This is a genomic window from Reichenbachiella versicolor (assembly GCF_003171675.1).
Classification (GTDB): domain Bacteria; phylum Bacteroidota; class Bacteroidia; order Cytophagales; family Cyclobacteriaceae; genus Reichenbachiella; species Reichenbachiella versicolor.
Genome location: NZ_QFZQ01000011.1, coordinates 67,681 through 83,640, shown reverse-complemented (window position 1 = coordinate 83,640; position 15,960 = coordinate 67,681). Strand labels below are relative to the sequence as shown.

Sequence of the window (15,960 nt, the reverse complement as noted above, 5' to 3'; positions counted from 1 at the left end):
TATTTGATTACATTGATATCAATAATCGCTGACCTGGATCAATTCTTGAAGAGTTCAAGTTGTTAAGTTTTTTGATTTGTTCTATGCTGACATCTTTATATAGTTTAGCGATACTCCATAAAGATTCTCCTGATCTCACCTGATGGTATGTGCCTCCAGATACTTCTTTTGGTTCTGGCTTAGGTTGAGGTTTTGGTTTGGTATACTTGACAGCGTAGGCATTTTTAGTACTAGAATTATATATGGGAAGAGTCCAGATATTAAGTCTTTGACCTACTCGAATCATATTGCTATGAAGGTTGTTCCATCTTTTGATATCAGAAACTCTTACATGGTATCTCTGAGCAATTGATCCAAGTACATCTCCACTTCTCACTCTATAAATCTGTCTGGCGCGTCCGTAGGTGGAACCAGGAGTATTTCTTGCTAAGTATGCTAGTTCTTTCTTACCCACTTTACTAGCAGAGTCTAATATGGTAATTCGGTTTGCTTTTGCATATTCAATTTTATCGATAGGTAGCTTTAAAGGGAAATTATTAGTACCATCTGGAGTTGCTCCTCTAATCACTTGAGGATTAAGTTTTATTACTTGGTCAACGCACAAGTCAAGCTGATTGGCTAAAGTTTCCATATGAATATAGCCGTCTAGGTGAAGAGTGTCATATTGAGCTAGATAATTGTTCGTGATTTCATTGTCAAAGAAATAATGCTCTTCTCTATATTTCATGGTGTATACAACTGCCACAAATTGAGGCACGTATGATCTTGTTTCTCTGGGAAGCCAAGGGTAAATTTCCCAAAATGTCTTTTTATAGCCGGATCTTCGAATAGCTTTGCGAACATTTCCTGGCCCAGTATTATAAGCTGCAAGTGCAAGCTCCCAATCGCCAAAAATATTGTACAACATTTTAAGGTATTTACAAGCGGCCTCTGTTGCTTTCCAGGGATCCATTCGCTCATCGATGTACCATGACTGTTTAAGGCCATAGCTTTTGCCTGTAGAAGGCATAAACTGCCAAAGTCCACCTGCACCTGCTCTTGAAATTGCATTTGGTCGAAGTCCAGACTCAACGATCGCCAAATACTTTAATTCATCCGGAATTCCGTATGCAGCAAGTTTTTCCTCGAATATTGGGAAGAAAACTTCGCTATTCGAAATGAATTCCTTTGTATAGGGTCGGTTACGTACGGTGAAATAATCTATAAAGGATTGAACTTTATCATTGAAGACCAAAGGAATATCACTTTTGATACACGTTATTCTATCAGCTAGTAGGTCATAGCTGACGTCTGGTGTAAAGTCGATCGTTTTCTCTTTTTTCTCAGCAGAGAAAACTATCAAACAGGAACCAAAGAGCACTATCAGTATGTGAAATACTTTTCGCACAATGTCGATTTATTTATTCAGATAATTCTCTAATAAATACTTAGAGAAAGATAGTAATTTTTTCTCTTCGAATTTATTAGCAATGACTTGAATACCTATTGGCATTCCATCTTTATCGACACCATTGGGAAGTGAAATCGCTGGGCATCCTGCCAATGACGCCTGAACTGTAAAAATGTCCTCGAGGTACATTTCCAAAGGATCTCTATCGTGGCTATGCAGTTCAAATGCTGTTGTAGGAGCTGTAGGTACAATTATGAAATCGTGATCCTCGAAAAGAGCTATTGTTTCTTCTTTAATCAGCCTTCTGACCTTTTGAGCCTTAGTGAAATAAGCATCATGAAAACCTTCACTGAGTACATAAGTACCTAACAAAATTCTCTTGATGACTTCAGAGCCAAAGCCTTCAGATCGAGACTTTTTATACATTGACATTAAGTCTTTTGCACTCTCCGATCTATATCCATATTTCACGCCATCGTATCTTGACAAATTGGTGCTGGCTTCAGCAGTAGTCAATATATAGTAAACAGGAAGGACATAGTTTAATAAGTGAAAATCTCTGTTGTCTATAGAGTGACCATCACCTTTCAAGTCCGAAAACAAACTTGTAACAGATTCTTTGATTACAGGAGCCAACCCTTCGTGATTAATATAGTCATCAAATGAGGCAATTTTTGCCTTTCCCTGCCAAGGCGGCAGTTCTGTGTATTTGCTAACAGGTTTATAACTTACAGTATCATCAAAATCATCTGCTCCAGCCATTACTTCTAGTAGAAGAGCAGCATCTTCTATCGTCTTAGTCAATGGTCCAATACAGTCAAGCGAACTTGCATAAGAAGCCAATCCATGACGAGATATCCTACCATAAGTTGGTTTCAAGCCTATAACTCCGCAATATGATGCGGGTTGTCTAATAGATCCTCCTGTGTCAGACCCAATAGAGGCCAAGGACATATCCGCCTGTACAGCTACTGCGGATCCTCCTGAAGACCCTCCGGGGACTCTATTTTTGCCAGCAGCATTGATTACAGCACCATATGCGCAGTTTTCTGATGAAGACCCCATTGCGAATTCATCACAATTATTTCTTCCTATAATTATGGCATCTTCGTCTAAAAGTCTTTGAACAGCAGTGCCACTGAATTGTGAATAAAAACCTTCGAGAATTTTACTGCCAGATGTAAGGGTTTTGCCATCGTGGCATAATACATCTTTTAAGCTGATAACCATTCCAGCAAGTCTACCAGCTGTCCCCTCTTCTACTTTCTTTTGAATTTCCTCAGCTAATGACAAAGCGTAGTCCTTATGCACTGTATGGAATGCATTCAGCTGTTGATTCTTTTCAATGTTAGATAGATAACCTTCTACTAAAGCTTTGCAAGTAGTATCGCCGGACTTTAGATCTGATTGAATCTCGGCGAGTGAATCATAAGTTTTCAATGCTTATTTCGTATCGTCTTTGATTCCTTCTTCTATTTCGTCTTTGATTTCTTTAGAGGCATCCTTAAACTCTCTGATACCTTTCCCAAGGCCTCTTGCCAATTCTGGAATTTTCTTAGCTCCGAACAATAGAATGATAACCAATACGATTATTACTAATTCCCAACCTCCTGGCATACCTAATGCCAATACTGACTGTGTCATTTTCTATTTTTTTTACCTTTCGACAGAACGAAAGAGTTATTTATTACTTGAAATCAGTCTCAAGAAATTGATTTTCAATAGACTGAATCACTAAACAATTCCTGAAAAACAACAGGAAAATCTAGATTATTTTGCAAAGATAGTTCAAAATGAAACCAAAGCTGTCTGGAAAGTATAAATGTTCCCTTGTTTGTCAGTTGTAATATGTATGAAAAGAGTTTGAGGTTCTATCATAGATAGAATAGGTGTTGAATTAGAAGTGTTAGAGTAGATAAATGGTAAAAACTATTAAATTATTATAACCAACGAATGTAGCTTTCGTTATGTTTGTTGTAACAAATAAAGTAAAAACAAAACATACAACTTAAATAATATAATATCATGTTAAATACAATTCTTGCATTGATGACCGTATTCATGACAACTGCTACTCCAGCTCAGAACGTAGAAGTTGACGCTTCGGCAAGTAAAATTATTTGGAATGCAACTAAAGTTACTGGTGCACATTCGGGTACCATAGACATTAAAGAAGGAGAGCTAGAGTACAAAGGAAATCAATTGATAGGTGGTGAATTCACTATTGATATGACAACTATCAATACAACTGATCTTGAAGGTGAATGGAAAGATAAGTTAGATGGTCACTTGAAATCTGATGATTTCTTTGGTGTGGATAAATATGCTACGGCTAAATTTAAAATCACTAAAGTGAAATCTACAGGGTCTGACAAATATACTGTCACTGGAGATGTTACTATCAAAGGTATTACTGAGTCTGTAACTTTTCCTGCTTCAGTAAAGGACGGAAAGGCTAAAGCTAAAATTACCCTTGACAGAACGAAATTCAATGTGAGATATGGATCGAATAGCTTTTTTGACAATTTGGGAGACAAAGCTATTCATGACGAGTTTACTCTTGACGTCAGCTTAGTAACAAAGTAAGAAACAATAGATTGTTAAATGATAAGCCCGTTCACTACTATGTGAAACGGGCTTTTTTAGTGGAGCATATCGGAGTCGAACCGATGACCTCTACGCTGCCAGCGTAGCGCTCTAGCCAGCTGAGCTAATGCCCCAAGTGCTGCGCAAGATATAAAGTCAGTTCGAGATGATCAAACTTTGAACTTTGAACTTTGAACCTATCTTTTCCACACATAACTTACCGTCTTTGAATTTATAACCTTGATTTTTCCTAGATGTGTGGTATTACAGGTATTTGGGCATTTAACGAAATCGGTAGATTTCAACTCACCAATTTGGATCAGGCGACCAGAAGTCTTGAGCACCGTGGTCCTGATAATCATGGGACTTTTCATGACCACTTCGTAGGTCTCGGGCATAGAAGACTATCAATTATTGATACTTCTTCGGCTGGCCACCAACCATTTTCTATCATGGATGGGCGTTATCAAATGGTTTTCAATGGAGAAATCTATAATTATAGAGAACTGAGAAAAGACTTAGAGGCCAAAGGCATTTCTTTTTCTTCCGACTCCGATACCGAGGTATTGATCAATCTATTCATTCATGAAGGGAAATCTTGTTTAGGGAAACTTAATGGCTTTTTTGCTTTTGCAGTTTATGATACAATTGAGAAAAGTCTTTTCATAGCCAGAGATAGAGTAGGAATAAAGCCTATGCTTTACTACCAGGACGAATTCAAGTTTTTGTTTGCTTCTGAGATACAGTCCATTATCGCCTACGGGATTGAGCCGAAAGTGGATCAAAATGTGCTCCATACCTATCTTCAATTGAATTATACACCTGCTCCATATTCGATGTTAGCTGGAGTAAAGAAATTAATGCCTGGTGAGTATGCTGAAATTTCTGATAATGGAGTGAAGATTCAAAAATATTATGAATTACCAACGTCACTTGGGTCGTATCAAGGGTCTTATGTAGAATCTAAAAAGGAGTTGAAACGTAGGTTAGAGTTATCGGTTCAGAGACGAATGGTGGCAGATGTACCACTTGGAACATTTTTAAGTGGGGGGATTGATAGTAGTGTAATTACCGCGGTAGCTTCTAAACAAACTGATCAATTGGCAACTTTTTCTATAGGTTTTTCAGATAATAAGTTTTTCGATGAAACACACTATGCAGAATCTGTGGCAAGAAAGTTTAATACCAACCATACTACTTTCAAGCTTAGTAATGATCAGATTTTTTCACATATAAGTGACATTGTAGATCATTTGGATGAGCCATTTGCTGACTCATCTGCGATTCCTGTTTACATTTTGTGTCAAGAGACACGAAAGCATGTAACTGTAGCACTATCTGGTGATGGTGCAGATGAAATATTTTCAGGATACAATAAACATGCGGGTTGGTGGAAAATGGAGAACGATTCTAAGTTCAAAGCGATGGTATCATTGATGGCTCCTTTTGCAAAGTTGATACCTCAGTCGCGTTCTGGCAAGTTTTCCAATATTGCTCGTCAAATATTGAAATTTAGTAAAGCAATGAAGATGAGTCATGCTGAACGGTATTGGTTTTTAGCTACATTATCATCTTCGGCTGAAGCGAGCGCTTTGCTAAAGGATAAAGTAGAGTCATTAGATAGTCAACAATGGTTGACAGATTTTACTTCATATCAAGATATGAATGATATGTTGAGAGCGGATTCTCATTTAGTCTTGACAAATGACATGCTCAAGAAAGTAGATATCATGTCAATGGCGAATAGTTTGGAGGTACGTGTTCCGTTTCTTGATCATGAATTAGTTGAATTTGTGTTTTCTCTTCCGCAAGAGATGAAAATAAATGGTTCTATGAGAAAGAGAATACTTCAAGATACATATCGAGACCTATTACCAACAGAACTATACAAACGTCCAAAGAAGGGGTTTGAAATGCCCTTATTAGATTGGCTCAAGACTTCATTAGCGTCTGATTTGAATTCTTCAATTTTCAATAGAGATAAAATTGAAGACCAATCAGTTTTCAATTGGGAAGAGATTTCTGCTTTGAAACAAAAACTCTATTCCAATAACCCTGGTGATGTTCATGCTAAAGTTTGGGCAGTATATGCTTTTCAAAAATGGTATGATAAATATTTTTAATCTTTGAGAGATGGTCTTATGGTTTAATACGCAATTCTTTGGACTTCATGTTAAACTAAGAAAGTTCCCAACTGAGTTTAGAGGCTTCATACAGTTAGTTGAAAACTGATTGATAAGGACTATTTCTATCTATTAGAAGTTGATATCTATCCATTGCAGATTTCAACCTAACAGCTGTATTTTTACACAAAACAAAAGCACTTAAAAATGAAAGATCTCCAACACTTTTTGATTTGCCTTGATGGTACTCCACTTGACGATCAGATTGTTTCTTATTCTTCTATGATAGCTGAAATGGTAGGATGTACTAAGGCAACTTTCATTCATGCAGGAGAGTCAAATGATGCAATTAGAATTGGGATAGAAGAAAGAGTGGTGAAATTCTTTTCTTATGATGTTCCTTTCAATATTGACTTTGTTAAAGGAGCAAGTGCGTCGGCTGTTTTGAACTGGGGAGAGCTTAAAAATGTTGACTTAATCATAATGGGGATTAAACCAAAATCTATGTCCTCAGGTAAGTATGCAGCTAAAGTATTAAATGGTTCTCTGTGTTCTGTATTGCTAGTCCCTACACATATTGAGCCCAAACTGGAGAAGGTACTGATACCGGTAGATTTTTCAGGTAATTCTCTCAATTCAATTAAGTTGGCTCAGACTATTTCCAAAGAACGAAAAATAGATATTTTACTTCAGCATGTGTATTATGTTCCAATAGGTTACTCTAGTACAGGTAAATCTTATGAAGAGTTTGCCGCCATTATGTGTAAGAATGCGGAAAAAGATTTCGATGATTTCGCAAAAAGAAATGAACTTTCCAATGATGGTTTTAATGTAATCTATACGCTAGATGAAGATGACAGTCATTCTGATAAGATCTATGAAGCTGCTCAATATGAAAAATGCGATATGATTTTACTGGGATCAGTTGCCAGAACCAAAGCTGCTAGTTTGATATTAAGAAGTACTAGTGTGGATCTCTTAAAATATGATGAAAACACACCAGTGATGGTAGTAAAGAATAAAGAAGAGAGTGTCAAATTCTTTGACGCACTTTTAAAAATATGAGGTTACCGTTTATTTAATGGAATTTCCTGATGTATCTGTGGGAATCTAAGGGCTAGGGTTTTGGTTTGAGATGTAATATCATCTAGTTCAATGCGAAATTTTACCGATTACGGAGTATTCAGATTTTTCTTGTCCAATAATGTTTTGTTTACCACTGATTTCGTAGCTATAAAGTCTTTGGTTTTCGAATTTGTATTTTCTTAATGTCTGCGATTCATAAAGTACATTACTCTTATCCTCCAATGTGGATATGCTTACGGAAGCAGCTCCATCGTATTTTATCTTTAGGAATATTGGTCCTTGTTTTTCAGTTTCTTTTCTCTTGAATATTGTGGCCCCACCTTCTACAATCTTATCATATCCACCATTTAGGAAAGTCTTAGCTAATTCATTTCCATTAAGAAGAGTAAGTTCGTTATCCACTATAGCAGAATCTATGGTTAAAATGGTAGTCTCGTTCTCACCTCCAAGTATGCCTTTCTTAGTTACCTTATTGCCAATCAGTTGATATTTGTTCTCGAATAGCTTTTCTAGTTTAATGAGATCCGGATCAGAGTTTTTAGTCTGGTCGTAAGATGGTTGACATCCGACTATGACTGAAAGAAACAAAAGTAAAAGACCGTATTGGTTCATGCTGAAAAGAGTTGACTTTGCAATTATATGTTTATTCGAATGATACTACTGTTGGTGTTGACGAAAAGTTTCGTTTTATGGAGAGAGTACATTGATTAGTTTTGCATTTCAATTTTCTAAGAATGATAGATAAACTAGAAGAGATTAAGCATCGGTTTGAGGAAGTGGGGCAGTTATTAGTACAGCCTGACGCGATGTCTGATATGTCCAAGTATTCTAAGATGACTAAGGAATACAAGGATCTAGAGAAGATCGTTGCTAAGTACGAAGAATATAAAAATGTAATAGATAATCTGGCTGAGTCGAAAGAGATTTTGGAGAATGAGAAAGATCCAGAGTTTCGTGAGATGGCCAAGATGGAAATAGATGAGCTAGAGCCCAAGAAAGAGGAAATGGAAGGGATTCTCAAAGAAATGCTCATTCCAAAAGATCCAAATGACGATAAGAATTCGATTTTAGAAATCCGAGCAGGTACTGGAGGTGATGAAGCTGCGATTTTTGCAGGAGATCTTTTCAGGATGTATCAGCGATATGCGGAGAAACAAGGCTGGAAACTCAATGTGATGGACTTGACAGAAGGTGCATCTGGCGGATATAAAGAAATCGTGAGCATGGTTACCGGAGAAGATGTATTTGGCAAGATGAAGTTTGAATCAGGAGTGCACCGTGTTCAGCGTGTTCCTGCTACAGAAACACAAGGACGAGTACATACCTCAGCAGCTACTGTGGCCGTTTTACCAGAAATGGAAGAAGTTGATGTTCAGATAGACATGAACGATGTACGAAAGGATACATTTTGTTCAAGTGGTCCAGGAGGGCAGTCTGTTAATACAACTTACTCTGCTATTCGATTGACGCACATTCCCACAGGTCTTGTAGTGTCATGTCAAGATGAGAAAAGTCAAATCAAGAATTTGGAGAAGGCATTGAAAGTCCTTAGAGGTCGAATCTATGATATAGAGCTCAAAAAGCACAATGATGAAGTAGGAGCACAGAGAAAATCAATGGTCGGTAGTGGTGACAGGTCAGATAAGATCAGAACCTATAACTACCCCCAAGGTCGAGTGACCGATCATAGAATTGGCTATTCTCAGCATAACCTTCCTACTGTAATGGATGGTGAGATAGGAGAGTTCATTGAACAGCTCCGTATTGCAGAGAATGCTGAGAAGATGAAAGACGGAATGGAGTAATTTTCTTTTGATGCGTGTAAAATCAATCTTTCAGTCCCATTTCTCTTGGGAGGAATCAGCACATAATAAAATCTGCTTTTCAAGTAGAATATTTTATCATTTCATATTGCTGTGTTTTGTATTGATTGTTGTTATATCATGTGATCCAAAAGAAGAGAACATTTCCAATAATAGCTCTTTGAAGCTCACTTACTCTCTGGATACCATCCATTTTGATACTTTGTTGACAGAAAGAAGTAGTATTACACAGAGGCTAATTGTTCGGAATGGTAATGACGAGGCCATTAATTTGAATAATATTTCTCTAGGCAAATCTGCCAATTCTGATTATGATATCTATGTCAATGGGATAGAAGGAAAATCGTTTTCTGACAAAGTCATTTATGGCAATGACAGCATGCTAATTTTGGTTGAGGTTTTTATTGATCCTATGGATGAAGAATTACCTTATCTAGTTAAAGATAGTATTCAGTTTTCGTACAATGGAAATCTTGATGATGTGAAATTGGTAGCTTATGGACAAGATGCTATTTATTTAAATCGTCAAACGTTAGAATGTAATACAACTTGGGTAAAGGGTAAACCTTACGTACTGTACGATACTATTTCTGTTGAGCAGAGCTGTACATTGACTATGGAGGAGGGAACGAGAGTATTTTTAGATAATGGTTCTGCTTTAGTGATCGATGGAACACTTTTAATGAATGGAACAGCAGCCAATAGAATCATTGTGAAAAACACTCGGTTTGATGAAGAGTTTAAGAACGCGCCGGGTCAATGGAATGCTATTTATTTTGGAGAGACCAGTATAGGTAACATGGTAAAATATGCTACCATCACTAATGGTGTGATAGGTCTGAATTTAGATACAAGGGCTGATGACGAAATCGAACTGCAAATTTCTAATTCTAGAATTGGTCACATGTCTTCTGCTGGTATTAGGTCATTGGGGGCAGATTTAGATTTGCTTAACGTAGAGATTTTCGATTGTGCAACTGAATTACTGGGGGTTTTAGAAGGGGGTAAAGTGGATATAGACCATTGTACGTTTTCCAATGAACCTAATCAGTTTTCTCGCAGGCAAGAATCATTAAGGTTTTTGGACGAAGGAGCGGAATCAAAAGACCTTGATATCACTATAACCAATAGTATTATTTGGGGAAGGCAGTCAGAAGAATTGATTGCTGAACTTACTAGGCCAAGTTCAGTAAAGAATATTGCTAATAACATAATCAGATCCAGATCCGAAGAATTGGAGGTAAGTAATGATCTTTCTCAAGAGAACTATTATCCAAAATTTGCTAGACCAGGCATTTTTGATTTTAGACTATCAGAACAGTCTCCAGCTATAGATACGGCTCTTGAGTCTTCCACGACTATTGACCTATTAGATTCACTTAGAGATGAAAAGCCAGACTTAGGAGCGTATGAGTGGATTGGAATGGAAGAAGAGAAATAGAATTTTCTAATTATTAACACTTATTACCTAATTGTTTTGAAAATTGATTTGCAATTTTAGCGGATGCTAAATGCTAATATATCTATGAAGTCAAACCTGGTTATCCTATTAATTCTTGTGGTTCAATCCGTCTTTGCGACCGTAGGTCAAAGAGAATTGGTCATTAATGAAGTTTTCTTTGATGTGACTCCTTCAGCTGCAGGTTTTCCAAGTCGGGAATTTATTGAACTGCATAACACCACCAATCTGGCTATTGATATCACAGGATTTAAGATCAATGGAAAGTCTATTGGATCTTATACTTTGCCGGCGAATGGTTATGTAGCCGTAGGGAAGTCTTCCATTATCACAGACTTTACTAATGCAGGTATTCCCGTAGTAAGTGCGTCCTCATTTCCTACTTTGATCAATGGAGGAATGCAATTGACTCTTACTGATGCAAGTGATAATATTATTGATAGCTTGTCTTATACCATTGATTGGTATAAGGATACTGATAAAGAGAAAGGAGGCTATTCGATAGAACAAATCAATCCAGATCTCCCATGCAGTGATCATAATAATTGGGCAGCTTCTATTTCTATTGATGGAGGAACTCCAGGAACGGTTAATTCAATAGACGATAGGACAGCAGATACTACCTCCCCCAATATTTCATCATTTGCAATTCGTAGTTCAAAAACAATCAACCTTCAATTCGATGAGCCTATGGATATAATGTCAATGGAAGGAGGAACTTGGATTTTGGACAATGGTTTATCAATAAGCAATGCTACCGCTCTCAATGTCTACTCTGTAGAATTATTGACTGATAATGATTTTCAAAATGGAGTGAATTATAAATTAAGCTGGTCTGGAGTGCAAGACTGTTCTGGAAATGCTACAGCAGAATCTGTAAGGCAGTTTTCATATGATAATCTTCCACCTGAAATCAATAGAGTCATTTTGAGGTCAGCAAGTTCTATCTCAGTTGAATTTAATGAGAGACTAAACTCCACAGCAAATAATGAAAGTAAATACACTATAGATAAAGAAATAGGCATAGCTACTAATGCGAAACTTGACGGAAATCAAGTGTTGTTGGAATTTGATAATAAAATGAACCTAGGTCAGAATTATAAATTGTCTGTAACTGGAGTCCAAGACGATAATGGCAACGAAATAGTAGGTATAGAAGTGTTTGATTTCCAATTCGAAGACCAAATAGATACTGTTGAGGTTGTTAGTTCAAGTCATTTAAAAGTACAGTTTGAAGTTGACATTAATAAATCAAGTGCTACCAACCCAAATAACTATGAAGGGGAAGGTATAGGTAATCCGATTTCGGTCTTTTTGGACACTGACAATCCTAGAATAGTAAATTTAGTATTCCAATCTGAGTTTGAAGAAAATGATGATCTTGTCCTTAAGGTTCAAAACATTTTGGATTTTGGAGGGAAACCTATTCAAACCATTGATCAGGAATTTGTATATGATACTAAATCTCCTAGATTTTCATCAATTGAGGTTCTTTCGTCAAAATCTCTCAAAATCACTTTTGATGAGTTAGTTGAAAGAGTGTCTGCTGAGTCACCTGAGAATTATGAATATGATGATACTTATCCTATCAGTGCACAGCGGCAAAGTGATCAATCCCAAGTAATAATTACTTTCAAAGAGCCTTTTGAATCTGAAGTTGAAAAAAGACTATATGTAGGTGGCATCTCAGACTTATTTGGAAATACAATGAGTTCTAGATCTTCTAAGCCTTTTATATATGATGAAATCGCTCCATTTTTAGACTCAGCATTTGTTGCCGGTCCAAAGTTGATTCATCTTTTTTTTCATGAGCCATTGCAAAAACTAGAAGCTGAGGATGTTAAGAATTATCAATTTAGCAGTCTTGATGCTCCAATTACCGCTAGTCTTGATGGCGAATCCAAATCTAAGATTGCCTTAGAATTCACTAGTGATCTACCTAAATCCATGTTGACTCTTCAAGTCTCTAATATTCAAGATCTAAGAGAGAATTCTATATCTACTTTTAGTCACTCTATTGATAATACCAAGCTTAGGATTGGTGAATTATATCCGCTGGATAGTAAGACACTTTTAGTAAAACTTAGCCAAGAAGTAACTTTTCCAATACCCGAATCAAGGAATAACTATCACATAGACGGAAAAAATCCCGAAAGTATTAATCTCTTCTCTACTTCTGGAACAATTGTATTGGGAGAGAACTTAGAAATTGGTAAGCACTTGCTAAGTGTGTCGACAATCGCTCAGAAAGTATTGGCTTTATCAGAATATTCATTTGAGTTTGATCCACACTTAAAGTCAGTATTGGTTCCTAATGAAAATACCGTTGAGCTTCTATTCGATGTTGCTCTGGGTAGCAGTTATCCAGTCGCTGATTTTGTTATGTCAGAATTGGGACATCCCGTTTCAGTTTTGGTGAGTCATGAAGATCCTGAATTACTCCGGTTGGTTTTTGATCATAAAATCGAGGCCAACCATACATATAACCTTGAGTGGTTTGCCATGGATAATTTTTATGGTAATACAATTCCAGGTCATACTGTGGAGGTTGTTAGAGACGCTACTCCACCTAGTGTCAAAAATGTTAAGGTACTAGAGTCCAATCAAGTTGAAATTGAGTTTTCGGAGGTATTAGATAAAGTCTCTGCCGAATTTTTGAATAACTATTGGGTCGATGGAATAGGTTATGCGCTATCAGTGGAATACGAAGGATCAACCGTAATTATCACCATTGCAGGCAGTTTTGCGGTTGGTTCTAATACAATTAGGTTTACTAATCTCAAAGATCTTTCAGGTAATTCAGCAGATGAGCTTTCAGAGAAGTTCGAATACATCCCGCCTTATAGACCAACTTTCAATGAGTTAATTATTTCAGAAATTATGGCTGCACCTAAGGAGGGTGAGCCAGAATTTTTTGAAGTATACAATAGATCAGATAAAATAATCAGTTTGGCAGGATTGGTATTTGCAGATGGAACATCTGGCACTATTTTCAGCAGTGGAACAGTTTATCCCAATGAGCATTTGTTGATTACTAATGAACCAGAATTTTTTGAAGTTGAAGTAGGTGAATTAAAGAAATGGTTGACATTGAACAATGGTGGGGAAAACCTGTCGATCAGATATGATGAAGAGATCATCTTCTCTACAATATATTCTGATAGTTGGTATGGTAGCAGTGATAAATCATCAGGTGGTTATTCCTTAGAAATTATAGATATCAATAACCCCTGTGGCGAAGAAAAAAACTGGACAGGTTCAGAATTGTTTGGAGGAACACCTGGATTAAAAAACTCTGTGAATGCTCAAAACCCTGACAGTTTTGCTCCAAAATTAATTAGTGCTGCTGCTATTGGTTTGAGTGAAGTAGTATTGACATTCGATGAAAAACTGGCACCATTAGATCTGACAGATAAAATTTCAGTTAAACCAGCGCTTGCCATAGAGAGTGTGGAGTATGTCCTACCGAAATACAATCAAGTAGTATATAAAACCTTTGAAGAGATGATGCTTGGTAACGAGTATGTGGTGACAGTCGCAGGGATAGAAGATTGTTTAGGGAATTCGACGATTGATAATCAAATCGCTTTGTGGCTACCAGAGCAAGCTGATAGCCTTGATCTTGTTATCAATGAAGTGCTGTTCAATCCAAGATCTGGCGGTGTAGACTTTGTTGAGGTATATAATAATTCTAACAAAGCAATCGACCTTCAAGGTTGGTATATCTCTGATGAGACTTTAGGTCTCAAAACCATTACTAATGAACATTTTATTTTACTTCCGGAGGAATACCTTGCCTTGACAAATGATCAACAGATATTGATAGCAGACTATCCTACAGGGGCTCAAGAACGTTATTTTGAGATGTCATCTTTTCCTGGGTTCAACGATGATGCGGATCAAGTAATCCTCTATGATTCTGAAAAAGACGTAATAGATATGATGTCTTATGATGAAGATATGCATTTCAGTCTTTTAGATGAAGTCGAAGGAGTATCTCTGGAACGAATCAACTTTGACTTGCGCTCTGATGACCCTGATACATGGCAATCTGCAGGAAGCACGGTTGGGTTCGCTACTCCCGGGAAAGCCAACTCACAATTTATTCAAGGGACTTCTTTATCAAGTAAGATCCAGATTGATCCTAAAGTCTTTTTTCCAGATAATACAGGTGCTGATGATTTCACCACTATCAAGTATGAATTGAGTTTAGCTGGAAACTTCGCTAGTATATATATCTATGATCAGCTAGGACAGATGGTTCGGACATTAGCTAACAATCAGTTGCTCCCAGCATCAGGATTAATCAAATGGGATGGCATAACTGACCAAGGAGTGATTGGAAATGTAGGATACTATATTATTTACATTGAAGTGCATGATGGTGATGGTAATAAGGAGATTTTCAAAGACACTGTTGTTTTAGGAACACGACTTTAAGTAATGCTATTAGCGTATTAGCATATTGTAAAATATTGCTTTAGAGATATTTATGAAATGGATTGCTAATAGATATTTTGTATCTTGAATCAAGTCAATAATAAACCTGTCAATCATGCCGAAAATGCACGTATCTAGATCCGTCACTATTTGTAAAACCGTGACAGAAGTATTCACTAAGCTCAATAAATTTCATGACTGGAAATCTTGGTCTCCCTGGTTGATCCAAGAGCCTGAAGCTGAAAGTAGCGTGTCAGAAGATGGTAAGTTTCACAGCTGGGATGGAAACCGCATTGGTGTGGGAAACATGCTTATTGTTGACGAAAAAGAAAATGAATACGTTGATTATGACCTGACCTTCGTCAAACCATGGAAATCAAAAGCTAAAGTAAGATTTGAACTAGACAGTAGAGGAGACGATACAGAAGTTACTTGGATAATGGACAGCTCATTACCAATCTTTATGTTTTGGATGAAAGGCATGATGGAAGCATTGGTCGGAATGGACTACGAAAGAGGGTTAGCAATGCTCAAGGATTTCGTAGAAGACGGTGAGGCACACACCAAACTTGATTTTCAAGGAAATTCACAATTTCAAGGTTTTAAATACATTGGTATAGAGGCGAACACTACCAAATCGGAAGTCGGAAGTAGTATGAAAAAGGTGTTTGGTGATCTTATGTCATTTGCAGAGTCCAATAAAAATAATATCGAGGGAGACCCTTTTACTATCTACCACAAGTGGGATATGATCAAGGGGGATATCGAATATACCTCTGGTATTCCAGTAAAAGAATTGCCTTTAGACCTTCCAGAAGGATTTATTACAGGTGAAGTTCCTGCAACTCATGTCTATTCTATTAAGCATACTGGACCCTATGAACATCTAGGTAATGCTTGGAGTACCCTTTATAATATGCAACAGTCCAAGGTTTTCAAGACTAACAAAAAAATACATCCATTCGAAGTGTATACTAACGATCCTTCGGAAGTAGACTCAAATCAGTTGGAAACAGTTGTATATTTTGCTGTTAAGTAAAGTCGTTTCCTCGA

11 protein-coding genes and 1 tRNA gene are annotated in these 15,960 nt (G+C 37.0%); 7 read left to right on the top strand and 5 right to left on the bottom strand.

Annotated elements, in window-relative coordinates; translation table 11 throughout:
- Positions 1–7 precede the first annotated feature (7 nt).
- The 3 genes from DKG80_RS18835 to DKG80_RS18825 are packed head-to-tail and all read right to left on the bottom strand — an operon-like array spanning position 8 to position 3,034.
- Positions 8–1,387: a lytic transglycosylase domain-containing protein gene (locus tag DKG80_RS18835; RefSeq protein ID WP_109832931.1), complete on the bottom strand. Its 1,380-nt coding sequence runs from the start codon at positions 1,385–1,387 to the stop codon at positions 8–10.
- 9 nt (positions 1,388–1,396) lie between these two features.
- Entirely contained in the window at positions 1,397–2,830 is a 1,434-nt protein-coding gene (gene gatA, locus DKG80_RS18830; RefSeq protein ID WP_109832930.1) for an Asp-tRNA(Asn)/Glu-tRNA(Gln) amidotransferase subunit GatA, read from the bottom strand.
- 3 nt (positions 2,831–2,833) lie between these two features.
- Entirely contained in the window at positions 2,834–3,034 is a 201-nt protein-coding gene (locus DKG80_RS18825) for a Sec-independent protein translocase subunit TatA/TatB (RefSeq protein ID WP_185140183.1), read from the bottom strand.
- Between the two features lie 381 nt (positions 3,035–3,415).
- On the opposite strand from DKG80_RS18825, the gene DKG80_RS18820 reads away from it, so the two are divergent.
- Positions 3,416–3,976 carry a YceI family protein gene (locus tag DKG80_RS18820; protein ID WP_109832929.1) on the top strand — a complete coding sequence of 187 codons (561 nt, stop codon included), beginning with the start codon at positions 3,416–3,418 and terminating at the stop codon, positions 3,974–3,976.
- A 60-nt stretch (positions 3,977–4,036) separates the two neighbouring features.
- Here the strand turns inward: DKG80_RS18820 and DKG80_RS18815 are convergent.
- Positions 4,037–4,110: transfer RNA gene (locus tag DKG80_RS18815), tRNA-Ala, on the bottom strand.
- Positions 4,111–4,230: 120 nt separating this feature from the next.
- On the opposite strand from DKG80_RS18815, the gene asnB reads away from it, so the two are divergent.
- Positions 4,231–6,099: an asparagine synthase (glutamine-hydrolyzing) gene (gene asnB / locus DKG80_RS18810; protein ID WP_109832928.1), complete on the top strand. Its 1,869-nt coding sequence runs from the start codon at positions 4,231–4,233 to the stop codon at positions 6,097–6,099.
- A gap of 207 nt (positions 6,100–6,306) precedes the next feature.
- Positions 6,307–7,164 (top strand): universal stress protein, encoded by an 858-nt coding sequence (locus DKG80_RS18805; RefSeq protein WP_109832927.1) that lies wholly within the window; start codon positions 6,307–6,309, stop codon positions 7,162–7,164.
- 87 nt (positions 7,165–7,251) lie between these two features.
- Here DKG80_RS18805 and DKG80_RS18800 read toward each other — a convergent pair whose 3' ends face one another.
- Positions 7,252–7,797 carry a hypothetical protein gene (locus tag DKG80_RS18800; RefSeq protein WP_109832926.1) on the bottom strand — a complete coding sequence of 182 codons (546 nt, stop codon included), beginning with the start codon at positions 7,795–7,797 and terminating at the stop codon, positions 7,252–7,254.
- A gap of 122 nt (positions 7,798–7,919) precedes the next feature.
- On the opposite strand from DKG80_RS18800, the gene prfA reads away from it, so the two are divergent.
- The 4 genes from prfA to DKG80_RS18780 all read left to right on the top strand — a co-directional run bounded on the left by prfA (position 7,920) and on the right by DKG80_RS18780 (position 15,946).
- On the top strand, positions 7,920–8,990 hold the full coding sequence (prfA, locus tag DKG80_RS18795) for a peptide chain release factor 1 (RefSeq protein WP_109832925.1): 1,071 nt from the start codon (positions 7,920–7,922) through the stop codon (positions 8,988–8,990).
- Between the two features lie 178 nt (positions 8,991–9,168).
- Positions 9,169–10,449: a hypothetical protein gene (locus tag DKG80_RS18790; RefSeq protein WP_162555990.1), complete on the top strand. Its 1,281-nt coding sequence runs from the start codon at positions 9,169–9,171 to the stop codon at positions 10,447–10,449.
- Between the two features lie 84 nt (positions 10,450–10,533).
- Positions 10,534–14,907 carry a lamin tail domain-containing protein gene (locus DKG80_RS18785; RefSeq protein ID WP_162555989.1) on the top strand — a complete coding sequence of 1,458 codons (4,374 nt, stop codon included), beginning with the start codon at positions 10,534–10,536 and terminating at the stop codon, positions 14,905–14,907.
- A 115-nt stretch (positions 14,908–15,022) separates the two neighbouring features.
- Positions 15,023–15,946 carry an SRPBCC family protein gene (locus DKG80_RS18780; protein ID WP_109832922.1) on the top strand — a complete coding sequence of 308 codons (924 nt, stop codon included), beginning with the start codon at positions 15,023–15,025 and terminating at the stop codon, positions 15,944–15,946.
- The last annotated feature ends 14 nt before the right edge of the window (positions 15,947–15,960 follow it).

Coding starts and splice junctions, on each gene's coding strand:
- DKG80_RS18825 (WP_185140183.1), bottom strand. CDS start 3,034: ATGACACAGTCAGTATTGGCATTAGGTATGCCAGGAGGTTGGGAATTA.
- DKG80_RS18780 (WP_109832922.1), top strand. CDS start 15,023: ATGCCGAAAATGCACGTATCTAGATCCGTCACTATTTGTAAAACCGTG.
- prfA (WP_109832925.1), top strand. CDS start 7,920: ATGATAGATAAACTAGAAGAGATTAAGCATCGGTTTGAGGAAGTGGGG.
- DKG80_RS18820 (WP_109832929.1), top strand. CDS start 3,416: ATGTTAAATACAATTCTTGCATTGATGACCGTATTCATGACAACTGCT.
- asnB (WP_109832928.1), top strand. CDS start 4,231: ATGTGTGGTATTACAGGTATTTGGGCATTTAACGAAATCGGTAGATTT.
- DKG80_RS18785 (WP_162555989.1), top strand. CDS start 10,534: ATGAAGTCAAACCTGGTTATCCTATTAATTCTTGTGGTTCAATCCGTC.
- DKG80_RS18805 (WP_109832927.1), top strand. CDS start 6,307: ATGAAAGATCTCCAACACTTTTTGATTTGCCTTGATGGTACTCCACTT.
- DKG80_RS18800 (WP_109832926.1), bottom strand. CDS start 7,797: ATGAACCAATACGGTCTTTTACTTTTGTTTCTTTCAGTCATAGTCGGA.